Raw genomic sequence first — 22,479 nt, 5'->3', positions numbered from 1 at the left:
GCCCCCATCCTCCCAGGGGCGGACGGATGGGGGCGCATCCGGACCTGTAGTGCCCATGCGCGGGACTCACACAGAAGGGTTCCCTACGATGGCGCGGTGACCAGTACCGCGTCCTCCATGGACACCCGGCAGGGCCAGGCCCCGCACGACCAGCGGCCGTCGTGGCTGCAGCGGCTGCGCCGCTTCGGCTATCCGGCGGGCCCGGCCGCGGCCGGCGGCGGCCCCGTCGACGTCCGCGACCGCCTGGTGCCGCCGTACGCCGAGCCCAGCCCGCGCCTCTGGCTCGCCCTTGGGGTGCCGCCGGTCCTGGCCGAGCGGATCACCCGCTGGTCGGGCTGGGTCGGCCCGCTGCTGGTGACGCTGATGGCGGGCGCGATGCGGTTCTGGAACCTGGGCAGCCCGAAGGCGGTGATATTCGACGAGACGTACTACGCGAAGGACGCCTGGGCGCTCGTCCACCGCGGCTTCGAGGTCAACTGGGACAAGAACGCCAACGACCTGGTCCTGCAGTCGGGCGGGCATCTGACGATCCCCACGGACGCGGCGTACGTGGTGCACCCGCCGGTGGGCAAGTACGTCATCGGCCTTGGCGAGCTGATCTTCGGGTTCGACCCGTTCGGCTGGCGGTTCATGACGGCGCTGCTGGGCACGCTCAGCGTGCTGCTGCTGTGCCGCATCGGCCGCCGGATCTTCCGCTCGACCTTCCTCGGCTGTCTGGCGGGCGCGCTGATGGCGGTGGACGGCCTGCACTTCGTGATGAGCCGCACCTCCCTGCTCGACGGTGTGCTGATGTTCTTCGTCCTCGCGGCCTTCGGCTGTCTGGTCGTCGACCGGGACCGGTCGCGGGCGCGGCTCGCCGCCGCGCTGCCCGCCGACGCCGACGGCCGGGTCCGCCCGGACGCGCACACCGCCGACACGCTCCGCCTCGGCTGGCGCCCGTGGCGCTGGGCGGCCGGTCTGATGCTCGGACTGGCCTTCGGCACCAAGTGGAACGGCCTGTACATCCTCGCCGCGTTCTGTGTCCTGGCGGTGTTGTGGGACGTCGGCGCCCGCAAGGTGGCCGGGGCGCGGCACCCGTATCTGGCGGTGCTCAAGTACGACACGGGCATCACGTTCCTGGCCACGGTCCCGACGGCGATCGCCGTGTATCTGGTCTCCTGGATCGGCTGGATCCTCTCCCCCACCGACGGCTCGGGCGGCTACTTCCGCGACTGGGCGGCGACCGCCGGAAAGGGCGGCCACTGGACCTTTCTGCCGGACTGGCTGCGCAGTCTGTGGCACTACGAGCACGAGGTGTACGAGTTCCACCTCGGCCTGTCGTCCCCGCACACCTACCAGTCCAACCCCTGGAGCTGGATAGTGCTGGGCCGTCCGGTCTCGTACTTCTACGAGTCCCCCTCCCCCGGCGCGGAGGGCTGCCCGGCCGACGCGGGCCAGAAGTGCGCCCGCGAGGTCCTGGCGCTCGGCACGCCGCTGCTGTGGTGGGCGGCCTGCTGCGCCCTCCTGTACGTGCTGTGGCGCTGGCTGTTCCGCCGCGACTGGCGCGCGGGCGCCATCGCCTGCGGCGTCGCCGCCGGCTATCTGCCCTGGTTCATGTACCAGGAGCGCACGATCTTCTTCTTCTACGCCATCGTGTTCGTGCCGTTCCTGTGCCTGGCGGTGGCGATGCTGATCGGCGCGATCGTCGGCCCGCCCGGCTCCACCGACACCCGCCGGGTGATCGGCGCCTCGGGCGCGGGCGTCCTGGTCCTCCTGATCGCCTGGAACTTCATCTATTTCTGGCCCCTGTACACCGGCACCGCGATCCCGATCGACTCCTGGCGGGCGCGGATGTGGCTGGACACCTGGGTCTAGCCGTGGTCCGGCCGTGATCCGGACCTGGGTCTAGGTAGCCGTGGTCCCGCCGGGCGGGCGCACGACGGCGCACGTCGTGACCGGTCTCCGTTCGGACACCATCCGGCAACGGTCCTCACCTCCGCACCGCGGTGCCGCCTACAGTTCGGGGGACTGTCAGGGGGGCAGGGGAGGGGAGCGGCAGTATGCGCAGGGGGGTCAAGGCCGCCGTCGTGGGCGGTGCGTTCGCCGTGCTGGTGGGTGGGGCCGGGTACGGGACGTACAACATCGTGTCCGCCGTGAAGGACGGTGGGGGGACGGGCGGCACTCCCGCGGCCGTGCGGACCGGGCCGCCCACCGCCGCCGAGGTGCGGGAGACCACGCGGAAGTTCTTCGCCGCGTGGGAGAAGGGCGAGGCGGTGGCGGCGGCCTCGTACACGGACAACGCGGCCGGTGCCCAGCCGCTGCTGACGGCGTACACGCAGGACGCGCACCTCACCCGGGTGCGGATCACGCCCGGCACGGCGACCGGCGCCACCGTGCCCTTCACCGTCAGAGCGACGGCGTCCTACGACGGGAAATCCGAACAGCTCGCCTACAAGAGCGAGTTGACGATCGTGCGCGGCCGGACCACGCACCGCGCGCTCATCGACTGGCGGCCGTCCGTCGTCCACCCCGAGCTGCGGCCCGGCGACACACTGGTGACCGGTGAGTCCGCGAGCCCGCCGGTCGAGGCGGTGGACCGCGACGGAAAGGTGCTGACGAAGGACGCCTACCCGTCCCTTGGCCCCCTCCTGGACGAGCTGCGCGACAAGTACGGTGCGAAGGCGGGCGGCAGACCCGGAGTGGAACTGGCGATCCGGCACGAGGCCGACGGCGCCGCCGACACCCCGCTGCTCACCCTCGCCGAGGGCAGGCCGGGCCGACTGCGGACCACGCTGAGCGCGAGCGCGCAGGCCGCGGCCGAGACGGCGGTGCGCCGCTACCCGGAGTCGTCGGTGGTGGCGGTGCGGCCGAGCACCGGCGAGGTGCTGGCGGTCGCCAACCACCGTGAGGACGGCTTCAACGCGGCCTTCCTCGGCAAGCTGGCGCCCGGCTCCACCATGAAGATCATCAGCGCGGCCACGCTCATCGACAGCGGGATCACCACCGCCGACGGGCCCGCGCCCTGCACCCCGGACGCGCTGTGGGAGGGCCAGACCTTCCGCAACCTGGACAGCCTGGCCCCTAACCAGAAGGCGACGCTGTCGGAGAGCTTCGCCCGCTCCTGCAACACGGCGTTCATCAAGTACACCGACGATCTGCGGACCGACTCGCTCACCCGGGAGGCCGAGGACCGTTTCGGCCTCGGCGGGGACGACTGGCAGACCGGTATCCCGTCCTTCGACGGCTCGGTGCCGGCCACCGGCGGCCCGGACATGGCGGCCGCCCTCATCGGGCAGGGCCAGGTCCAGATGAGCCCGCTGAACATGGCGTCGGTGACGGCGACCGCGATGACGGGCACGTTCCGTCAGCCGGTCGTCGTGCCGCTCGGCCTCGACGGCCGCGAACCGGCCCGCGCGCGGGGGCTGCCCGCGGGCACGGTCCAGCAGCTGCGCGCGATGATGAACCGCACCGCGACCAGCGGCACCGCGGCCGGGGTGATGGCAGGTCTGGGCGGCGACATCGGCGCGAAGACCGGCTCCGCGGAGGTCGACGGACAGACCAGGTCCAACAGCTGGTTCATCGGGTACCGGAACGACATCGCGGCGGCGGCGATGGCCCAGGACGCCGGCCACGGCACCGACGCGGCCGGGCCGATTGTCGCAGCTGTGCTACGGACAGGCGGCTGAAGTCATCCGTACCGGACGGGACTTTAGGCTGGTAGCCGTCGTTGAGGAGCATGGGGCGGCGAGGGTGACGGGGGCCCTGGGGATTTCGCGGAGGAACTGAGGCAGTGGGCAAGAGAAGGCGCGTCGCCGAGCGACCGAAGACCAGACCCGCCGTGCTCGGCGGGATGTGCGCCGTCGTCGCCATCGGCGCCGGGGTCGCCGTCTACACGCTCTACGACGGCGGCGCGGCGGCCGAGGACCGGACGCGGTCGACGTCGGCGGCGGACCACAAGGCGGTGCGGACCGGCCCGCTGACCAAGGCCGAGGTGCGGACCGCCGCCACCCGCTTCCTGACGGCCTGGCAGCAGGGCGATGTCGCGCGGGCCGCGGCCGCCACGGACGACGCGGGTGCCGCCGCCACGCTGCTCACCGACTACACCAAGGACGCCCACCTCAAGGACGTCAAGGTCACCGCCGGTACCGGCACCGGCGCCGAGGTCCCGTTCTCCGTGCGGGCCACGGTGTCCTACAAGGGCGTCCGCAAGCCGCTGGCGTACGACAGCGCACTCACCGTGGTGCGCGGCACCTCCGACGGCAAGCCGGTGGTGGGCTGGCACGCCGCCGTGCTGCACCCGGATCTGAAGGACGGCGACGAACTGGTCACCGGCGAGTCCGGCACGCCGCCGGTGACGGCGCTGGACCGTGACGGCGGGAAGCTGACCACGGCCGAGTACCCGTCGCTGGGCACGGTGCTGGACGGACTGCGTGAGAAGTACGGCAAGTTGGCGGGCGGCCGGGCGGGTGTCGAACTGCGCGTGGTCCGCGGCAAGGAGTCGAAGAAGGCGAAGCTGTCCGACAAGACGCTGCTGGAGCTGAGCAAGGGCACGCCGGGCACGGTGAAGACGACGCTGAGCCCCGGCCTGCAAGCCGCGGCCGAGCAGCAGGTCGCCAAGTCGGAGCGGGCCTCGGTCGTGGTGCTGCGGCCCTCGACCGGTGAGATCCTCGCGGTGGCCAACACCAACCGCGGCTTCAACACGGCCCTCCAGGGCTCGCTGGCCCCCGGCTCCACGATGAAGGTCATCACGTCGTCGCTGCTCATCGAGAAGGACCTGGCCGCCGCGGACAAGTCCCACCCCTGCCCCAAGACGTTCACGTACGGCGGCTGGAAGTTCCACAACGACGACGACTTCGAGATCAAGGGCGGCACGTTCAAGGCCAGCTTCGCGCGCTCCTGCAACACGGCCTTCATCAGCCAGGCGGGCAAGCTGACGAACGACGATCTGACGAAGCAGGCCCAGCAGGTCTTCGGTCTGTCCCGGAACGACTGGGCGATCGGCGTGCCGACCTTCGACGGTTCGGTGCCGGTGCAGTCGGCGGCGCAGAAGGCGGCCTCGCTGATCGGCCAGGGCGGGGTGCGCATGAACCCGCTCAACATGGCGTCCGTCGCCGCGACGGTGCGGGCGGGCGTCTTCCACCAGCCGTATCTGGTCTCCCCGTCGGTCGACGGCCGCAAGCCGGCCACCGCGTCCCGCACGTTGTCCGCGGGCACCCTCGCCCAGTTGCGCGAGCTGATGCGGTACACCGCCGCGTACGGCACGGCGGCGCAGGCGATGTCCGGTCTCGGCCCCGACTACGGTGCCAAGACGGGTTCGGCGGAGGTCGACGGGCAGAAGAAGCCCAACGGCTGGTTCACGGCGTACCGGGGGGACCTGGCGGGCGCGGGCGTCGTCCAGGCGGGCGGCCACGGCGGCGACACGGCGGGCCCGATCGTGGCGGCGCTGCTGAAGGCGGGCGGCTGAGGGCGGGCGGCTGAGGCGGCGCCGGGGCGAGGACCGGGGCGGCGCCGGAGCGGGGGCCGGGGATCGGTACTCAGTACGCCATCGGGGCTCGGTGCTCAGTGCGGCACCGGGGGTCAGTGCGGCACCGGGGCCAGGTGCTCAGCGCGGCACGGGTTTGGTGGCCATGTAGGTGCGTCGGAGGAACCGCAGCAGGGTCTTCGACTCGAACTGCACCACGGAGACCCCGTGCGCCGAGTGGAACTCCACCACGGCCTGAACGCGGCCGCAGGGCCACACCCGGATGTCTCCGCTCTCGGCGGGCGCCCGCAGTCCCTGTTCCAGCAGTGCGCGTGAGAAGGTCCACTCGTGCGGTCCGGGCAGTGGTTCGGGCAGTCCGACACGCACCGACCGCGGATCCGCCTCGGGGTCGTAACGCAGGATGACGGGGACAGCGGGGGCATCCTCGCGGTTGTCCTCGTCAGTGACGACATGGGCTCGTGCGTACTGTTCGACCACGGACATCGGAGAGCCCCTAACACTGCGTTACCGATATGGAATCTGACTGCCCGCCCGCATCCCTCCCCCTCCCAATGTCGCATATTTTCCAGAATGTGCTCATTGGGGGCGAGTCGATCTCATGTGTGCGATGCCATGTATGCAACGAACGACAACCTCGCTCTTGCAAGCCGTTCGCAACAAGCCTCTAGAATCGGCGCGTGCATGTACCTGACGGATTCATCGACGCCCCCACCTCCGCCGTCACCGGAGTGGTCGCCGCCTGCGCCATCGCCGTGAGCCTGCGCGGCGCGCGTCGCGAACTCGGGGGTACCTCCCTGCCCGAGCAGAGCCAGGGGCTCGGGGGAGAGCGGACCGCGCCGCTGGCCGGTCTCGTGGCGGCGTTCATCTTCGCGGTGCAGATGCTGAACTTCCCGGTCGCCGCCGGAACCAGCGGCCATCTGCTCGGCGGCGCCCTCGCCGCGATACTCGTCGGCCCCTGCACAGGAGTGCTCTGCGTCTCCGTCGTCCTGCTCATGCAGGGCATCCTGTTCGCCGACGGCGGGCTGACCGCGCTCGGCGTGAACATCACCGACATGGCGATCGTGACGACCGTGGTGGCGTACGCCGTCTTCCGCGGCCTGCTCGCGGTGCTGCCCCGCGGGCGTCGCTCGGTCACGGTCGCCTCCTTCTTCGCCGCGCTGCTGTCGGTGCCGGCCGCCGCCCTCGCCTTCACCCTGATCTACGCGGTCGGCGGCACCACCGACGTGGCCATCGGCAAGGTCGCCACCGCGATGATCGGCGTCCATGTGCTGATCGGCATCGGCGAGGCCATGATCACCGCGCTCACGGTCGGCGCCGTGATCGCCGTACGGCCGGACCTCGTGTACGGCGCCCGGGGCCTGCGGCAGCAGCTGAAGCTGCGGGTGAACGGCGAACTGGTCGACGCTCCGGCCGCCCCGGCTCCGGCCGCCGCCCGAACCTCGCGCCGCACCCTGTGGATCACCGGCCTGGCCACCTCCCTCGTGCTCGCCGGGTTCGTCAGCTTCTACGCCTCCGCCGACCCCGACGGCCTGGAGAAGATCGCCCACGACCACGGCATCGACAAGAAGGCCGAGCAGCACACGGCGAGCGACTCGCCGCTCGCCGACTACGGCGTCAAGGACGTCTCCGACGCCCGGCTCTCCGGCGGTCTCGCGGGCGTGATCGGCGTCGGCGCCACGGTCGTCGCGGGCAGCGCGGTGTTCTGGGCGGTGCGCAGGCGCCGCACCCAGGACGTCTCCCCCGCGGGCACGGACGTCTGACATGGGGGCCGGACACTCGCATCGGCTGTACCGGCACGGGCACTCGCCCGTGCACGCGCTGCCGCCGCACACCAAGCTCGCCGCCGTCTTCGCCTTCGTGGTGGTCGTGGTCTCGACACCGCGGGAGGCCGTCTGGACGTTCGCGCTGTACGCCGTGCTGCTCGCGGCGGTGGCGTACCGCGCCCGGGTCCCGGCCGGTTTCCTGCTCAAGCGTCTGCTGATCGAGGTGCCGTTCGTCGCGTTCGCGGTGCTCATGCCGTTCGTGGCGGAGGGCGAGCGGGTGCACGTCCTCGGTCTGTCACTGAGCGTGCCCGGCCTGTGGGGCGCCTGGAACGTGCTCGCCAAGGGCACGCTGGGCGTCGCCGCCTCGATGCTGCTGGCCGCCACCACCGAACTGCGCGCGCTGCTGCTCGGGCTCCAGCGGCTGAAGCTGCCGCCGCTGCTGGTCCAGATCGCCTCGTTCATGATCCGCTACGGCGATGTCATCACCGACGAGATGCGCCGCATGCGGATCGCCCGCGAGTCGCGCGGCTTCGAGGCGCGGGGCGTGCGCCACTGGGGCGTGCTCGCCAAGTCCGCCGGGGCGCTCTTCATCCGCTCCTACGAGCGCGGCGAGCGCGTCCACCTGGCCATGGTGAGCCGGGGGTACGCAGGCTCGATGCCCGTCATCGACGAGGTGACCGCGTCCCGGGCCCAGTGGTCGTACGCCCTGGCCCTCCCCCTCGTCGCCCTTGTCGTCTGTCTGCTGGGATGGACCCTGTGACCACTGACTCGATCCCCGCGTCCCTGGAGGTCTCCGGCCTCGCCTTCGCCTACCCCGACGGCCAACAGGCCCTGTTCGGCGTGGACTTCGCCATCGGCCGCGGCGAGCGGGTCGCGCTGCTCGGCCCGAACGGCGCCGGCAAGACCACCCTCGTCCTGCACCTCAACGGCATCCTGAGCGGCGGAACCGGAACGGTGACCGTGGCCGGGCTGCCGGTCGGCAGAAAGCACCTGGCCGAGATCCGGCAGAAGGTCGGCATCGTCTTCCAGGACCCGGACGACCAGTTGTTCATGCCGACCGTGCGGGAGGACGTGGCGTTCGGCCCGGCGGCGGCCGGGCTGAAGGGCGCCGCGCTCCAGGAGCGGGTGCGCACGGCCCTGGAGCGGGTGGGCATGCAGGACTTCGCCGACCGGCCGCCGCACCATCTCTCGTTCGGCCAGCGGCGCCGGGTCGCCGTCGCGACGGTGCTGGCGATGGAGCCGGAGATCCTGGTGCTCGACGAGCCCTCCTCCAACCTCGACCCGGCCTCCCGCCGGGAACTCGCCGACATCCTGCGCGCGCTGGACGTCACCGTCCTGATGGTCACGCACGACCTGCCGTACGCGCTGGAGCTGTGTGCGCGCTCGCTGATCCTGAGCGACGGCGTGATCACGGCGGACGGTCCGACCGGCGACCTCCTCTCCGACGACGCGCTGATGCGGGCCCACCGCCTGGAACTGCCCTTCGGCTTCGACCCGAAGTCGGTGACGACGGCGGGACGGTGACGACGGCCGGACAGTGGCAACGGCCGGACGGTCACGACGGCCGGAGGCCCCCGCGCCCCGCCCCGGGCACCGCCGCGACGTCGCACGGCAACATCGGCGTAACGATCCCTCTCGGCCCACGAAACCAAGGAATCGCAGGCTGACCGCGGGTGTTGCACCCACCGCCGAAGGTGAGCCGAAGGGACGTGCGGGCGTGGATGTGAACGGCACAGTGGCCGAGGGCTTCGAGCCGGTCAGGGAGGCGTTCCTGCGCAACTTCGAGCAGTTGGGCGAGCGGGGCGCGGCGGTGGCCGTGTACCGGGACGGGCACCGGGTCGTCGACCTGTGGGGCGGCACCAAGGACGTGGACGGGCAGGCGCCCTGGCAACGCGGCACCGCGCAGATCGTGCGCTCCGCGACCAAGGGCGTGGCCGCGGCCGTCCTGCTCCTCCTCCATCAGCGCGGGGAACTGGACCTGGACGCGCCGGTGGGCGCGTACTGGCCGGAGTTCAAGGCCGCGGGCAAGGAGCGCACGCTGGTGTGGCACCTGCTCGCGCATCGCGCCGGCGTCCCGGTACTGGACCGCCCGCTCACCCCCGGGCAGGCAGCCGATCCCGAACTGGGCGCGGCGGCCGTCGCCGCCCAGGCCCCGGTGTGGGAACCGGGCACGGACCACGGCTACCACGCGCAGACATACAGCTGGCTCACCGGCGAGCTGGCCCGGCGGGTCACAGGCCGTCCGATCGGCGCGTTGCTGGCCGAGGAGATCGCCGGGCCGGCCGGCGCGGACCTGTGGCTCGGACTGCCGGACGCTCAGGCCGCGCACGTGGGCCGCGTCGGACCGGTCCAGGCCCCGGAGGCGGCCGACGGACCGCGGACCCGCCCCAGGCGGTCCATCGCCGAGGCATACGCCGACCCCGGCTCCCTGACCCGCCGCGCCTTCGCCGCGATCACCCCGCCGCCCGACGAGAACGACCCCGCCTACCGCGCCGCCGCCCTGCCCGCCTCCAACGGCATCGCCACCGCGGACGGCCTGGCCCGGTTCTACGCGGCGCTGATCGGTGAGGTGGACGGCGGTCGGCGGCTGTTCACCCCGCGCACCATGGAGCTGGCCCGCGGCGAGCGGTCCGCCGGACCCGACCGTGTGCTGGTCGTGGGCACCCGGTTCGGTCTCGGCCACATGCTGCACGGCCCGGCCTCGCCGCTGCTGTCCCCCGCCTCCTTCGGACACCCCGGCCGCGGCGGCGCCCTCGGCTTCGCCGACCCGGAGTCGGGCCTCGCCTTCGGCTATGTGACGAACGGCTTCCGGCAGAGCGTGACGGCGGATCCGCGCGCGCAAATGCTGGTACGGGCGGCTCTCGCCGGGAGTAGGCGGCTCGGTGGGCCGTGAGCTCGTTGTTCGTCTGCGGCGCCGGTCCCTGCGGGGCTCTGACGCGCAAGATCGCGCAGTTCCCCGCGCCCCTACCGGGGTCCTGACGCGTCGGCCTTCGTCTGCGGCGCCGTCGTGGCTGGTCGCGCAGTTCCCCGCGCCCCTATCGGGCGCCTGGCGTGCCGTTGTTCGTCTGCGGCGCCGTTGTGGCTGATTGCGCAGTTCCCCGCGCCCCTATCGCTCTCGGGGCGCTGTTCTTCGGGGGGTGTTCACACGTTGATCGGGTGGGAGGTTCGGCCGGATGCCGCGTCGATCTCCCCGTGTGCCTTGGCCAGCAGCCGCATCGCCAGTTCGTTGAGGGCGCGGGCGCCCGCTATCTCCTCGCCGACCCGCGGCTGATTGGCATCGGTACGGTGTCGGCTCGCCTGGCCGTGCGCTCGCACCTCCGTACCGTCGGGCAGGCGCACCAGTGCCGCCGCCCGCGTGTGCTGATCGTCCTCCTGGAACTCCATCTCGACATGCCATCCCACTGCGGTGTGCATCATGGGGACCACCTCCGGAACCACTGATTCCAGAGTGCGCCCGACCCACCGCGACGTCACGCCGGGCCGCAGCCGCACACCACTGGAGCTGCTCGGACTAGTCGGGCTACTCGGGTTTCTCGGATGTCCCCGGCTCCCCGTCGAAGCTCGCGAAGTAGGCCGCGGCCATGTCCTCGTCGCCGTGGCCCTGCGCGGCGGCCCGGGCAAAGCGTTCCGCGGTGGCGGCGGCGATGTCCAGGCGTACATGTCCGCGCTCCCCCGCCCGCACGATCAGCCGCGCGTCCTTCTCGGCGGTGGTCACCGCGAACTGCGGCGGGGTCAGCTGCCCGTCGAGGATCATCCCGGCCTTGGCCCGCAGATACCCCATGTCGAGCGGGCCCTCGGCGATCAGGTCGAAGAAGCTCTGCGGGTCGACGCCGAGTGCCTGGGCGAGGGCGACGACCTCACCGCCGGCCGCGGTGACCGCGAGGACCCAGCTGTTGGCGACCAGCTTGAGCCGGGTCGCGCCGGCCGCGGCCCCGTCGTCGCCGGTCCACACGGTCCGCACGCCGATCGCGTCGAAGACGGGCGCCACCGTCGCCCGGTGCTCCTCGGGCCCGGCGGCCAGCACGGTGAGCTGCCCGGACTCGGCGGGCTGCCGGGTGCCGAGGACGGGGGCGTCGTAGAAGACGAGGCCGTGCTCGCGGGCGAGCCCGGCGAGTTCGGCGACGGAGTCGAGGCCGGCCGTGGTCGACTGCGCCCAGATGGCGCCGGAGCGCAGCGCGGGTGCCGCCTCGCGCATGACCTCCAGGACCGTGTCGCCGTCGTACAGCATGGTCAGCACGATGTCGCAGCCGTGCACCGCCTCCGCCGGGTCGGCGGCGACGTGCACCCCTTCCGAGGCCAGCGGCTGGGCCTTGTCCCGGGTGCGGTTCCAGGCGCGGACCAAGTGCCCGGCGCGGGCGATGTTGCGGGCCATCGCGGCGCCCATGATGCCGGTGCCCAGGACGCTCACGGTGAGTTTGTCGGTCATGCCTGCTCCTGTTCTGGGGTGTCCCGTCCTTCTGAGGTGTCCCGTTTCTTCCGGGGTGTCCCGTTCGCGGATCCCCGCTCCGGTGTGACACATGCAGAGAGTCGATTGTTTTTCGATCGGTGTCGGTATCGGCATCGGTATCGATCGACAATCGACATATGCATCGTCTCTTCATAGCCGCGCTCCGTGCCGGTATCGCCGCGGCGATCTTAGGCGGCCTCTTCGCCCAGATCGTGGTCATCCCGACGACGGCGGCCGACGAGGTCGACCGCTTCCCGCCGTACGCCCCGTTCGCCACGCCGTATGCGACGGTGGCGATCGTCGGCGTCGCCTGTGTCCAGGTCGCGCTGGTCGCCGTGTGGCAGCTGCTCGCCATGGTCCGGCGCGGCGCGCTCTTCAGCTCGCCTGCCTTCCGGTGGGTCGACACCGTCATCGGCGCCTCGGTCGTGGCGACGCTGCTGGCGGTCGGGGTCACCGGGCATCTGGCCCTGGCCGCCATCCCGTCCCCCGACGACGGTATGGAGCTGATCGGCGCCCTGGGCGCGGCCATGGCGTGCGTCGGGGTCGGGACGGCGTTCGCCATGCTCGTCGTGATCATGCGGAGCCTGCTGCGCAAGGCGACAGATCTGCAGACCGAGATCGCCGAGGTGATCTGATGGCGATCATCGTGGACCTGGACGTGCAACTCGCCAAGCGCAAGCTGTCGGTGGGCGAGTTCGCCGCCGCCGTCGGGATCACACCCGCCAACATCGCCGTACTGAAGAACGGGCGCGCGAAGGCGGTGCGGTTCACCACGCTGGACGCGATCTGCCGCACCCTGGACTGCCAGCCCGGCGACGTGCTGCGTTGGGTACCCGACGACCAGCCGGACTGACGCGCGCCGTGCACGTGGGGCGGCGCCGCCGCGGCGGTCAGGAGGTGCGCTCGCGTACGTCCACGAGGGTGCCGCCGGCATGGGCGATCAGCGTCTTCGGGGCCATCGGGAACACGGTGTGCGGGGTGCCGGCGGCGGCCCACACGAGGTCGTGGCCGAGCAGCGAGCGATCGGCGAGCACCCGGGTCCGGGTCCGGTGCCCGAAGGGCGGGACGCCGCCGATGGCGTATCCGGTGGTCTCCCGTACGACCTCGGCCTTGGCCCGGGTGACGGATTCTGCGCCCAGTTCGGCCCGGACCCGCTCGACATCCACCCGGGACGCCCCGTCCATGAGCACCAGCACCGGTACCCGGTCCACGGCGAAGATCAGCGACTTGCAGATCTGGCTCAGCTCACAGCCGATCGCGGCGGCGGCCTCGGCCGCGGTGCGGGTCGCGTCCGGGAAGCGCCGGATGTGCGAGTGCAGGTCGTTGAGGCCCAGTTCGTCCAGGGCGGCGGCGAACCGGGGGTGGGCTCCGGAGCCCTCGGCGTCAGTGACGGCTGTCGGTGTCATGGGGGGCATGGGGGGCATGGGGGGCACCGTAGCGGGACGGGCGGCGGCGGGCGAACGCATTCGGGGCCGTCTCCCGCGAGGTTCGGGCGTCGCCCGTGACACACGGAGGCCGGTGAGGGCAGCCCCGTCCCCACGGGCCCTCACCGGCCGGTTCCTGTGTCAGGCGGTGCGCGTCAGGCGCGTACCAGCTCCCGGTCCTCGTCCCGGGGCCGGTCCTCGTCCCGGGCGCGCAGGCCCTCGCCCTCCACGTCCACGTTGGGCAGGACCCGGTCCAGCCAGCCGGGCAGCCACCAGGCCCGCCTGCCGAGCAGGGCGAGCACCGCCGGCACGAGCGCCATCCGCACGATGAAGGCGTCGAAGAACACGGCGACCGCGAGACCGAAGCCGATCATCTTCACCATCGACTCGCTGGAGCCGATGAAGCCGGAGAAGACCGCGATCATGATCACGGCCGCCGCCGAGACGACCCGCGCGCCGTGCCGGAAGCCGGTCACCACGGCCTGGCTCGGCTTCTCCCCGTGGACGTACGCCTCCCGCATCCGGGTCACCAGGAACACCTCGTAGTCCATGGCGAGGCCGAAGACCACACCGACCATGAAGATCGGCATCATCGACATGACCGGACCGGTCTCCTCGACGCCCATCAGACCGGACAGCCAGCCCCACTGGAAGACCGCGACGACGGCGCCCAGGGCGGCCAGCACGCTCAGCAGGAATCCGAGGGCCGCCTTCAGCGGCACGAGGACGGAGCGGAAGACCACGATCAGCAGCAGGAACGCGAGGCCGACGACGAGGGCCAGATAGGGCAGCAGCGCGTCGTTCAGCTTCTGCGAGACGTCGATGTTCATCGCCGTCGCGCCGGTGACCAGCACCGTCGCGTCGGTGCTGCGGGTGATGTCGGCGCCGGTGTCCCGGATCGCGTGCACCAGGTCCTCGGTGCTGGTCGAGGACGGCTTGGAGTCCGGGATCACGGTGATGGTCGCGGTGTCGCCCGCCTTGTTGGGCGCGGGCGGGGTCACCGTGACGACGTTCTCAAGGCCCTTGATCCGGTCGCCGACCTCCTGGAAGGCGTCCTTCGGGTGGGCGCTGTCGCGCGCGTCGACTACGACCATCAACGGGCCGTTGAAGCCGGGCCCGAAGCCCTCGGAGAGCAGGTCGTAGGCGCGGCGCTGGGTCGTGGACGTCGGCTGGGAGCCGTCGTCGGGCAGGCCGAGTTCCAGGGAGGCGGCCGGGACGGCCGCGGCACCGAGGCCGACGACGCCCAGCAGCAGGACGGCGACCGGGCGGCGCACGACGAAGCTGGCCCAGCGGGTGCCCAGGTTCGGCCGGCCGGCCGGGTCCGGCTGCTCGGCCTTGCGCCGGCCGCCGAACAGCTTGCTCTTCTCGCCGGTCGGCTTGACCCTGCGGCCCGCGTAGCCGAGCAGCGCCGGGATCATGGTGAGGGCGATCAGGACCGCGACGGCGACCGTGCCGGCGGCCGCGACGCCCATCTTCGTCAGCATCGGGATGTTGACGACGGACAGGCCGACCAGGGCGATCACAACGGTGAGGCCCGCGAAGACCACCGCGGAGCCGGCGGTGCCGACGGCCCGCCCGGCGGCCTCCTCGCGCTCGCGGCCCTCGGCGAGTTCGGCGCGGTAGCGGGAGACGATGAACAGCGCGTAGTCGATGCCGACGGCGAGGCCGATCATCATCGCCAGGATGGAGGTGGTCGAGCCCAGGTCGAGGACACTGGCCAGCGCGGTGATGGTGGAGACGCCGATGCCCACGCCGATGAGCGCGGTCAGCAGCGGAAGTCCGGCGGCGAGCAGGGAGCCGAAGGTGATGACGAGGACGACCGCGGCGACCGCGATACCGATGACCTCGCTGGAACCGGTCTCCGGTGTCGCGCTGAGCGCGTCACCGCCGATCTCCACGGTCAGCCCGGCGTCCCGCGCGTCCTCGGCGGCCCGGTTGAGGGCGTCGCGCGAGGAGTCCTCCAGTTCCATGCCGGAGACCTTGTACTTCACCGACGCGTAGGCGATAGTGCCGTCCTTGCTGACGGCTTTCCCGGTGTACGGGTCGGCGACGGAGGCGACCTCGGAGCCGTCCCCCAGTTCCTTCACCGTCTTCTCGACGGTGGCCTTGTTGTCCTTGTCCGTCATCTTCTCGCCGCTCGGCGCCTTGAAGACGACGCGGGCGGTCGCGCCGTCGGCGCTCATCCCGGGGAAGCGCTGTTCCAGCAGGTCGAATGCCTTCTGTGCTTCCGTGCCGGGGATGGAGAAGGAGGTGTTGCCGGCCGCGGGTGCGCTTGCCGCGCCGATGCCCGCCAGTGCCAGCAGCGCCACCCAGATCAGGGCGACGAAGTGCCGTCGCCTGAAGGCGAGCCGGCCCAGCTTGTAGAGGAATGTGGCCACGAGGGCGTACTCCCGGTCAGTCGTGGGGTGTTCAGGGCAGGGGTGATCAGCCCATGTAGGCAGGGGTGATCGGCCCATGAGGGCAGGGGGGATCAGCCCAGGGGGGCAGGGGTGATCGGCCCGACGACGTGAGCGGTGACGTCAGGTGGGGCTGGGGAGGTGCGAAATGGTGAGGTGCGAAGTGGTGAGGTGGTGAGGCGCGAAATGGTGAGGTGGTGAGGCGCGAAGTGGTCAGTCGGTGGACACGCCGAGGGCGGGGAGGACCACGGCGTCGACGTACGACATGAGGAATGCCTGGGTCGGTGGCTGGTCGTCGAGCAGCGCGCGGGTGGCGAGGCCGCCGACCATCATGTGCACGAGGAATTCCAGCGCGGGGCAGTCCGGACGGACCTCGCCGCGGTCGATGGCGCGCTGCAGCACCTGGCGGAACCCGTTCATCTCGGGGTCCACGAGCTGATTACGCAACGCCTCGCGCAGATCCGGGTTACTGTGCATGGCCATGGCGACGCCGCGCATCAGTGCGGAGTTCTGCTCGATCACGCAGTCGTCCTCGGCCGCCAGCAGGGCGTGCAGATCGCCCCGCAGCGATCCGGTGTCGATCTCCTCGATGTTGCCCGGTTTGCCGTGCCGGATGGCCTTCACGACCAGCTCGGCCTTGCCGCCCCACTGGCGGTAGAGGGTGGCCTTGCTGGAGCGGGTGCGGGCGGCCACGGCGTCCATGGTGAGGGCGTCGTAGCCGACTTCCCGGAGCAGGTCGAGCACGGCCTCGTACAACTCGGCCGCACGCTCGGGGGTGATCCGACTGCGACGCCCCGGTGCGAGCACCGGCTCCACCGGAGCGGCGGACGCCGCGCCCCTGGATGCCTCAGTCATGTCTCTCGCACCCTTTCCCACTCCGAACGACACGGTTTCGTACGAGACGAATGTAGCGCACTCCTCATCGAAACGAAACGGTTTCGTACGTGCCCTGGGTCACGTCCGTCAGATCCGCATAAGTTGCCCGGGCCCAGAGGGCGGAAAAGCATGGGGAGGTGAGCTATCTCCGCCTGCCGCACCTCAGCGGCGACCTGCTGTGTTTCGTGGCCGAGGACGATCTGTGGCTGGCCCCCCTCGACACCCCGGGCCGCGCCTGGCGGCTCACCGTCGACCGCACCAAGATCGGCCACCCGCGCTTCTCCCCCGACGGCCGCCGGATCGCCTACACGACCTGGCACAGCCTGGTTCCCGAGATCCACCTGGCCGACGTCGACGGCGGACCGGGACGGCGGCTGACGTACTGGGGCAGCGCCGACACCCGGGTGTGCGGCTGGACACCGCCCGGCGAGGACGGCGGGTCCGACATCCTCGCCGTCGCCTCGCACGGCCAGCCCTTCTCCTACTTCACCTGGGCCTACAAGGTCTCCCCCGACGGCGACCCGGGCCGCAAGCTCCCCTGGGGCCCGGTCTGCGACATCCAGGTCGCCGACCTCGGCGACGAGCGCAGAACCCTGCTGCTGACCGGCGCCCCACCGCACGAACCGGCCGCCTGGAAGCGGTACCGGGGCGGCGCCATGGGCCGGTTGTGGCTGCACGGCCGGCGGCTGCTCGCCGACATCGGCGGCCATCTGGACTCCCCCCTGTTCGTGTCCGGCCGGATCGCCTTCCTCTCCGACCACGAGGGCGTCGGCAACCTCTACTCCTGCGCGTACGACGGTTCCGACCTGCGCCGCCACTCCGACCACGACGCCTTCTACGCACGGCACGCGGCCGGCGACGGAACGCGGGTGGTGTACCAGTGCGGGGGCGATCTGTGGCTCGTCGACGACCTGTCCCCGCACGCCGTGTCGCGTCGGCTCGACGTGCGGCTGTCCGGCCCGCGCGCCGGGCGCCGCCGCTACCAGGTCCCGGCCGCCCAGCATGTGGACGGCGTCTCGGTCGACGAGACGGGACGGGCCAGCGCCGTCGTCGTGCGCGGCAGCCTGTACTGGCTCACCCACCGCGACGGCCCGGCCCGCACCATCGCGGACACCCCGGGCGTCCGGGTCCGGCTGCCGGAGATACTGGGCTCGACCGGGCAGGTCGCCTATGTCACGGACGCGGCGGGCGAGGACGGGATCGAGATCGCCCAGCTGCCCCGGGCCAGCGGCGACCGGGCGCCGCGCCGGCTGGCCTCCGGCGGTCTTGGCCGGGTCCTGGAGCTGGTCTCGGACCCGTCGGGCGAGCGCCTCGCCATCGCCGCGCACGACGGACGGCTGCTCCTCATCGACACCACCGACACCACTGCGGACACCGCCGACACCACTGGGAACACCTCCGCGGACACCGCCGACACCACCAGGGACACCTCCACGGACACCGGGGGCACCGCCGCGGACACCGGGGGTACCCCCGGGGCGAGGTCCAAGGAAGGCGAGGTCACCGAGCTGATCCGGTCCATCAACGGGCCGGTGAAGGACCTGGCGTTCGCCCCGGACGGGACCTGGCTGACCTGGTCGCACCCGGGGATCGGCCGGTCGCTGCGGCAGATCAAGATGGCCCGCGTCCCCGGGACCGGGCAGCCGGACCGGCTGATCGTCGACGTCACCGACGGCCGCTTCGAGGACGAGAACCCGGTGTTCACCCGGGACGGCCGGTATCTGGCGTTCCTGTCCTGGCGCGGCTTCGACCCGGTGTACGACGTACACACCGGGGACCTGTCCTTCCCGCTCGGCTGCCGCCCCTACCTCGTGCCGCTGTCGTCCGCCACCCCCTCCCCCTTCGCGCTGAACCCGGACGGACGCCCCGCCGCCGGCGGCCTGGACCCCCTTGAGGACGAGCCCGGCGACGGCAACGCGGTGACCGTCGAGATCGAGGGCCTGGAGAGCCGGGTCACCCCCTTCCCGGTGACCGCCTCCAAGTACTCGGCGCTGCACCCGGTGGCGGGCGGCGGCCTGGTCTGGCTGCGCTGGCCGATCTCGGGCGCGCTGGGCGAGACCTTCGTCAACCCGGCCGACACCAGCGGACGCCCGACCCTGGAGTATTTCCACATCACCAAGGCGAAGAAGTCCGAACTCGTCGGCCACCTGGACTGGTTCACGGTCAGCGGCGACGGCACCCGGCTGGTGGTGGTCGACGAGGGCGAGCTGCGCGCCGTTCCGTCCACCGAGTCCGGCGACGCCGACACGACGGTCTGGATCGATCTGCGCCGCATCCTGCACGAGGTCGACCCGCCCGCCGAGTGGCGCCAGTCCTTCGAGGAGGCGGGCCGGCTCATCCGGGACTACTTCTGGGACCCGGGGATGTGTGGCATCGACTGGGACGCGGTCCTCGACCAGTACCGGCCGCTGGTCGAACGCGTCACGTCCCCGGACGAGTTCGCGGATCTGCTGCGTGAGGTGCTGGGCGAACTGGGCACCTCCCACGCCTATGTCACCCCGGCCCGCCGCAACGAGGGCCCGCCCCACTACCAGCGCCACCAGGGCCTGCTCGGCGCCAACTTCGTCTGCCGGGACGGGCACTGGATGATCCAGCGGATCCTGCCCGGCGACTCGTCCGACTCCCGGGCACGCTCGCCGCTGGCCGGCACCGGCATTCGCAAGGGCGCCGTACTCACGCACGTGGACGGGCGGCCGGTGGACCCGGTGGCGGGCCCGTACCCGCTGCTGGCGGGCGCGGGCGGCACGACCGTGGAGCTGACCTTCACCCACTGCCCCTCCGGGGAGCGGCTCGCGGACCCCGCCGGCCCCGCGGCGGGCTCGGGTGACCGGTCGCGACGGGTGGCCGTGGTCCCGCTGATCGACGAACGGCCGCTGCGCTACCAGGACTGGGTGGCCAAACGCCGCGAGGTGGTACGGGAGTTGAGCGGCGGCCGGTGCGGCTATCTGCACATCCCGGACATGGGTGGCTCCGGCTGGGCCCAGTTCAACCGCGATGTGCGTATGGAGATGTCCCGGCCCGCGCTCCTGGTGGATGTGCGCGGCAACGCGGGCGGGCACATCAGCGAACTCGTCGTCGAGAAGCTGACCCGGACGATCCTCGGCTGGGACCTGACCCGTAACGCCCAGCCGGTGTCGTACGCGTCGAACGCGCCGCGCGGCCCGGTCGTGGCGCTGGCCGACGAGGCGACGTCCTCCGACGGCGACATGATCACGGCCGCCATCCGGCTGCTGAAGCTGGGCCCGGTGGTCGGGCAGCGCACCTGGGGCGGCGTGGTCGGCATCACCGGGCGGCACCGGCTGGGCGACGGCACGGTGATCACGGTGCCGATGAACGCGGCCTGGTTCGACGCGTACGGCTGGTCCGTGGAGAACCACGGCGTCCTTCCCGACGTGGAGGTCCTGCGCACCCCCCTGGACTGGGCCGAGGGCCGCCATGTCGAGATGGACGAGGCGATCCGGCTGGCCCTGGACCTGCTGGACAGCTGGCCCGTGGCGACACCGCCCGACCACAGCGAGATCCCGGACCGCTCGCGTCCGAAGCTGCCGCCCCGGCGATGAGCGGCCCGCCGTCCCGGGCAGGAGAACTGCCGTCCCGGGCAAGGGAACTCCCGGGCAGGCGAAGGGGCGCCCCGCGTCCGGGGCGCCCCTTCCGGGCCGATGGCCGACCGTGGCGTCAGGCGTCGTAGTCCTGGTCCATACGGTCGTGCATCTCGCGCTCGGGGTCCTGCATGTCCCGCGTGCCCTGGCGGCCACGCTCGGACTGCGGCTTGCCGGACTGCGACTTGCCCGGCTGCGACTTGCCGGGCTGCGACTTGCCGGGCTGCGACTTGCCGGGCTGCGACTTGCCGGGCTGCTGCTGCCCGCGCTGGCCGCCCTTCTCGCGCATGTTCTCCTCGGCCTGGTCCCGCATGTTCTTGGCCTTGTCCTGGAACTGGTCCTTCATACCCATGTGGGTTCACTCCCGTGAGGGTGAGGGGTGGGGGCCCTCGGTGGGGCCCCGACCAGATTCACACGGCCGGACACGGCACGCATGTCGATCAGTTACCGTGCGTAGCCCGCGCCGGTTCGTCGACCTGCCCGCCCGCGCCGACGAGCCCGTACGCATCCCCTGGTACGCAGTACGCCGTCGTCAACGGCGCCGAGATGATCGCAGCGAGCCAGGCGATCTACACAGACAGCCACGACTCTCGGTGAGCACCGTAAGAAGCCTCACGGTGCTCACCCTGCGCTCCACCGCGAACGCAAGCTGATCCGGCCGCCCCGCCGCCCCGCCGCGAGGCCCGCGGCGTCCTGGAAGCAGAGTTCTCCCCGGCCCTGAACAGACGCCTACACAAACGGAGTTGAGTGGTTTCCGGCCCGGTCGGTCACCTCTCGAAGGCCACCGTCACCGGGGCGTGGTCCGACCATCGCTCGTCATGGCCGACGGCCCGCTCCACCACCGCCTTCGCGGCCCGTGCCGCGAGTCCGGGGGTCGCCACCGCGAGATCGATCCGCCATCCCGAGTCGTTGTCGAACGCCCGCCCCCGATACGACCACCATGTGTACGGCCCCTCGGCGTTCGGGTGCAGCGCCCGTACGACATCGACGTACCCCCCGTCCGCCGTGTCGAAGACCCTTGTCAGCCAGGCCCGTTCCTCCGGCAGGAAGCCCGAGTTCTTGGTGTTGCCGCGCCAGTTCTTGAGGTCGGTGGCCTGGTGGGCGATGTTCCAGTCGCCGCAGACGACGACCTCACGGCCGTCGGCGGCGGCCCGGGCGCGCAGTTGCTTCAGGTAGGCGAGGAACTCGTCCATGAAGCGGACCTTCTCGTCCTGCCGTTCGGTGCCCACCTCTCCGGAGGGGAGGTAGAGCGAGGCGACGGTGACCCCGGGCAGGTCGACCTCGACATACCGTCCGCTCGCGTCGAACTCCGCCGAGCCGAAACCGACCTGGACGCGGTCGGGTTCGCGCCGGGTGTACAGGGAGACGCCCGCGCGCCCCTTGGCGGCGGCGGGGGCGTGCACGACGTGCCAGCCGTCCGGCTGCCGCACGCCCTCGGGCAGCTGCTGCGGCTCGGCGCGCACCTCCTGCAGACAGAGCACGTCCGCGGAGGTCCCGGCGAGCCACTCCACGAAGCCCTTCTTCGCGGCGGCCCGCAGCCCGTTCACATTCACAGAGGTCACTGTCAGCACCAGGGCACGATACCGGCACACTGGACGAGGCCCAGCTCCCTATCTGCATAGAAGTACGATGCCCAGCATGAATATACGTCGCGTTCCCTTCGACCACCCCGACGCCGTCAAGCTCAACGACGAGGTCCAGGCCGAGTACCACGTGCGCTACGGCGACGGCGGCGACGCCACGGCCCTGGACGCGTCGCACTTCACCCCGCCGAGGGGCGTGTACCTGATCGCCTACGACGAGAACGACCGGCCCGTGGCCACCGGCGGCTGGCGCAGCCAGGACGAGAACGGCGAGGGCAACGAGGACGGCGACGCCGAACTCAAGCGCATGTTCGTGATCGAGGCGATGCGCGGCCGGGGCCTGGCCCGCCGCCTGCTGACCGCCCTGGAGGACGACGCGCGCACGGCCGGCCGCCTCCGCATGGTCCTGGAGACGGGCACCAAGCAGCCGGAGGCCGTCGCCCTGTACACCTCCAGCGGCTACGAACCGTGCACCAAGTTCGGCTACTACCGCCACTACGAGTCGAGCCTCTGCTACGCAAAGCCCCTGTAGACGCACTGAAGCCCCGGTCGGTCAATGCCGACTGGGGCTTCATGCTGCGTGGACCTGAGGGGATTCGAACCCCTGGCCCCCTCGATGCGAACGAGGTGCGCTACCGGACTGCGCCACAGGCCCTTGCAACGAGTGAAACCTTAGCATCCCCGTCGCGGTGCTTGGAAATCCGTTCCCCGACTGGTCAGGGGCCAGGTTTCCGGGCGACTGGAGAGGGTTTTCCGGCCGGCCGCGCGCCTGCCGTCACTCGTTGGCCGCGCGCGGCCGGTCGCCGTCCTCGTACTGGTCGAACAACGGCGTGTGTCCGCGCTCGCGCGCACGGCGGGCGGAGGCGGCCCGGCGCGCGTCACTGCGTCCGTCGGCCGCCAGCTTGTCCTCCGAGGCGTGCGCCGGCTCCT

20 protein-coding genes and 1 tRNA gene are annotated in these 22,479 nt (G+C 71.7%); 12 read left to right on the top strand and 9 right to left on the bottom strand.

Annotated features, from left to right (window positions below):
* Positions 1-96: 96 nt before the first annotated feature.
* From ACWEKM_RS26715 to ACWEKM_RS26705, 3 genes are all read left to right on the top strand, one after another.
* A complete protein-coding gene (locus tag ACWEKM_RS26715; RefSeq protein WP_451623772.1) occupies positions 97-1,854 on the top strand; it encodes a dolichyl-phosphate-mannose--protein mannosyltransferase in 1,758 nt (585 codons plus the stop codon).
* Positions 1,855-2,039: 185 nt separating this feature from the next.
* Positions 2,040-3,665 carry a penicillin-binding transpeptidase domain-containing protein gene (locus tag ACWEKM_RS26710; protein ID WP_451623771.1) on the top strand — a complete coding sequence of 542 codons (1,626 nt, stop codon included), beginning with the start codon at positions 2,040-2,042 and terminating at the stop codon, positions 3,663-3,665.
* A gap of 104 nt (positions 3,666-3,769) precedes the next feature.
* The gene (locus tag ACWEKM_RS26705; protein ID WP_451623770.1) at positions 3,770-5,443 is read left to right on the top strand and encodes a penicillin-binding transpeptidase domain-containing protein; all 1,674 of its coding nucleotides are present in this window, start codon (positions 3,770-3,772) and stop codon (positions 5,441-5,443) included.
* 138 nt (positions 5,444-5,581) lie between these two features.
* Here the strand turns inward: ACWEKM_RS26705 and ACWEKM_RS26700 are convergent, their stop codons facing one another.
* The gene (locus tag ACWEKM_RS26700; RefSeq protein WP_451623769.1) at positions 5,582-5,944 is read right to left on the bottom strand and encodes an SsgA family sporulation/cell division regulator; all 363 of its coding nucleotides are present in this window, start codon (positions 5,942-5,944) and stop codon (positions 5,582-5,584) included.
* A gap of 194 nt (positions 5,945-6,138) precedes the next feature.
* Here ACWEKM_RS26700 and ACWEKM_RS26695 point away from each other — a divergent pair, with 194 nt between their 5' ends.
* The 4 genes from ACWEKM_RS26695 to ACWEKM_RS26680 all read left to right on the top strand — a co-directional run bounded on the left by ACWEKM_RS26695 (position 6,139) and on the right by ACWEKM_RS26680 (position 10,117).
* Complete coding sequence (locus ACWEKM_RS26695) at positions 6,139-7,221, top strand: energy-coupling factor ABC transporter permease (RefSeq protein ID WP_451623768.1); 1,083 nt, start codon at positions 6,139-6,141, stop codon at positions 7,219-7,221.
* Position 7,222: 1 nt separating this feature from the next.
* Positions 7,223-7,984, top strand: a complete 762-nt coding sequence (gene cbiQ / locus ACWEKM_RS26690) for a cobalt ECF transporter T component CbiQ (RefSeq protein WP_451623767.1) — start codon at positions 7,223-7,225, stop codon at positions 7,982-7,984.
* Positions 7,972-8,748: an energy-coupling factor ABC transporter ATP-binding protein gene (locus tag ACWEKM_RS26685; RefSeq protein ID WP_451623766.1), complete on the top strand. Its 777-nt coding sequence runs from the start codon at positions 7,972-7,974 to the stop codon at positions 8,746-8,748. Before cbiQ ends, ACWEKM_RS26685 begins: the two co-directional genes overlap by 13 nt.
* Positions 8,749-8,941: 193 nt before the next feature.
* Positions 8,942-10,117, top strand: coding sequence for a serine hydrolase domain-containing protein (locus ACWEKM_RS26680; protein ID WP_451623765.1), 1,176 nt, complete (start codon positions 8,942-8,944; stop codon positions 10,115-10,117).
* Between the two features lie 248 nt (positions 10,118-10,365).
* Here ACWEKM_RS26680 and ACWEKM_RS26675 read toward each other — a convergent pair whose 3' ends face one another.
* Positions 10,366-10,641 (bottom strand): DUF1876 domain-containing protein, encoded by a 276-nt coding sequence (locus ACWEKM_RS26675; protein ID WP_451623764.1) that lies wholly within the window; start codon positions 10,639-10,641, stop codon positions 10,366-10,368.
* A 103-nt stretch (positions 10,642-10,744) separates the two neighbouring features.
* Positions 10,745-11,650 (bottom strand): NAD(P)-dependent oxidoreductase, encoded by a 906-nt coding sequence (locus ACWEKM_RS26670; protein ID WP_451623763.1) that lies wholly within the window; start codon positions 11,648-11,650, stop codon positions 10,745-10,747.
* Between the two features lie 158 nt (positions 11,651-11,808).
* Here ACWEKM_RS26670 and ACWEKM_RS26665 point away from each other — a divergent pair, with 158 nt between their 5' ends.
* Both ACWEKM_RS26665 and ACWEKM_RS26660 read left to right on the top strand, forming a co-directional pair.
* A complete protein-coding gene (locus ACWEKM_RS26665; protein ID WP_451623762.1) occupies positions 11,809-12,306 on the top strand; it encodes a DUF2975 domain-containing protein in 498 nt (165 codons plus the stop codon).
* A complete protein-coding gene (locus ACWEKM_RS26660) occupies positions 12,306-12,524 on the top strand; it encodes a helix-turn-helix domain-containing protein (RefSeq protein WP_451623761.1) in 219 nt (72 codons plus the stop codon). Before ACWEKM_RS26665 ends, ACWEKM_RS26660 begins: the two co-directional genes overlap by 1 nt.
* Before the next feature lie 37 nt (positions 12,525-12,561).
* Here ACWEKM_RS26660 and ACWEKM_RS26655 read toward each other — a convergent pair whose 3' ends face one another.
* From ACWEKM_RS26655 to ACWEKM_RS26645, 3 genes are all read right to left on the bottom strand, one after another.
* On the bottom strand, positions 12,562-13,077 hold the full coding sequence (locus ACWEKM_RS26655; protein ID WP_451623760.1) for a YbaK/EbsC family protein: 516 nt from the start codon (positions 13,075-13,077) through the stop codon (positions 12,562-12,564).
* A gap of 173 nt (positions 13,078-13,250) precedes the next feature.
* Positions 13,251-15,473 (bottom strand): MMPL family transporter, encoded by a 2,223-nt coding sequence (locus tag ACWEKM_RS26650; protein WP_451623759.1) that lies wholly within the window; start codon positions 15,471-15,473, stop codon positions 13,251-13,253.
* Positions 15,474-15,704: 231 nt separating this feature from the next.
* Complete coding sequence (locus tag ACWEKM_RS26645; RefSeq protein WP_451623758.1) at positions 15,705-16,346, bottom strand: TetR/AcrR family transcriptional regulator; 642 nt, start codon at positions 16,344-16,346, stop codon at positions 15,705-15,707.
* 158 nt (positions 16,347-16,504) lie between these two features.
* Between ACWEKM_RS26645 and ACWEKM_RS26640 the strand changes: the two genes are divergently transcribed.
* Entirely contained in the window at positions 16,505-19,927 is a 3,423-nt protein-coding gene (locus tag ACWEKM_RS26640) for a S41 family peptidase (RefSeq protein WP_451623757.1), read from the top strand.
* 115 nt (positions 19,928-20,042) lie between these two features.
* On the opposite strand, the gene ACWEKM_RS26635 is transcribed toward ACWEKM_RS26640, so the two are convergent.
* Positions 20,043-20,279, bottom strand: a complete 237-nt coding sequence (locus ACWEKM_RS26635) for a hypothetical protein (protein WP_451623796.1) — start codon at positions 20,277-20,279, stop codon at positions 20,043-20,045.
* Between ACWEKM_RS26635 and ACWEKM_RS26630 the strand changes: the two genes are divergently transcribed.
* On the top strand, positions 20,167-20,619 hold the full coding sequence (locus tag ACWEKM_RS26630) for a hypothetical protein (protein ID WP_451623795.1): 453 nt from the start codon (positions 20,167-20,169) through the stop codon (positions 20,617-20,619). The two genes, ACWEKM_RS26635 and ACWEKM_RS26630, sit on opposite strands and share 113 nt — an antisense overlap.
* Before the next feature lie 114 nt (positions 20,620-20,733).
* Here ACWEKM_RS26630 and ACWEKM_RS26625 read toward each other — a convergent pair whose 3' ends face one another.
* Positions 20,734-21,537, bottom strand: a complete 804-nt coding sequence (locus tag ACWEKM_RS26625; RefSeq protein WP_451623756.1) for an exodeoxyribonuclease III — start codon at positions 21,535-21,537, stop codon at positions 20,734-20,736.
* Positions 21,538-21,604: 67 nt separating this feature from the next.
* Here ACWEKM_RS26625 and ACWEKM_RS26620 point away from each other — a divergent pair, with 67 nt between their 5' ends.
* Complete coding sequence (locus ACWEKM_RS26620) at positions 21,605-22,081, top strand: GNAT family N-acetyltransferase (protein WP_451623755.1); 477 nt, start codon at positions 21,605-21,607, stop codon at positions 22,079-22,081.
* Between the two features lie 49 nt (positions 22,082-22,130).
* Here the strand turns inward: ACWEKM_RS26620 and ACWEKM_RS26615 are convergent.
* A tRNA-Ala gene (locus ACWEKM_RS26615) sits at positions 22,131-22,204 on the bottom strand.
* Positions 22,205-22,479 lie beyond the last annotated feature (275 nt).

Source organism: Streptomyces sp. NPDC004752 (assembly GCF_053601275.1).
Note: the sequence above shows the minus strand (reverse complement) of the source record. Positions and strands in the feature narration are given on the sequence as shown.

Bases quoted from the DNA above. Each gene is read 5' to 3' on its own strand.
- ACWEKM_RS26710 (WP_451623771.1), top strand. From the start codon at position 2,040: ATGCGCAGGGGGGTCAAGGCCGCCGTCGTGGGCGGTGCGTTCGCCGTG.
- ACWEKM_RS26700 (WP_451623769.1), bottom strand. From the start codon at position 5,944: ATGTCCGTGGTCGAACAGTACGCACGAGCCCATGTCGTCACTGACGAG.
- cbiQ (WP_451623767.1), top strand. From the start codon at position 7,223: ATGGGGGCCGGACACTCGCATCGGCTGTACCGGCACGGGCACTCGCCC.
- ACWEKM_RS26685 (WP_451623766.1), top strand. From the start codon at position 7,972: ATGGACCCTGTGACCACTGACTCGATCCCCGCGTCCCTGGAGGTCTCC.
- ACWEKM_RS26675 (WP_451623764.1), bottom strand. From the start codon at position 10,641: ATGATGCACACCGCAGTGGGATGGCATGTCGAGATGGAGTTCCAGGAG.
- ACWEKM_RS26670 (WP_451623763.1), bottom strand. From the start codon at position 11,650: ATGACCGACAAACTCACCGTGAGCGTCCTGGGCACCGGCATCATGGGC.
- ACWEKM_RS26665 (WP_451623762.1), top strand. From the start codon at position 11,809: ATGCATCGTCTCTTCATAGCCGCGCTCCGTGCCGGTATCGCCGCGGCG.
- ACWEKM_RS26660 (WP_451623761.1), top strand. From the start codon at position 12,306: ATGGCGATCATCGTGGACCTGGACGTGCAACTCGCCAAGCGCAAGCTG.
- ACWEKM_RS26655 (WP_451623760.1), bottom strand. From the start codon at position 13,077: ATGACACCGACAGCCGTCACTGACGCCGAGGGCTCCGGAGCCCACCCC.
- ACWEKM_RS26645 (WP_451623758.1), bottom strand. From the start codon at position 16,346: ATGACTGAGGCATCCAGGGGCGCGGCGTCCGCCGCTCCGGTGGAGCCG.
- ACWEKM_RS26635 (WP_451623796.1), bottom strand. From the start codon at position 20,279: ATGCGGGACCAGGCCGAGGAGAACATGCGCGAGAAGGGCGGCCAGCGC.
- ACWEKM_RS26620 (WP_451623755.1), top strand. From the start codon at position 21,605: ATGAATATACGTCGCGTTCCCTTCGACCACCCCGACGCCGTCAAGCTC.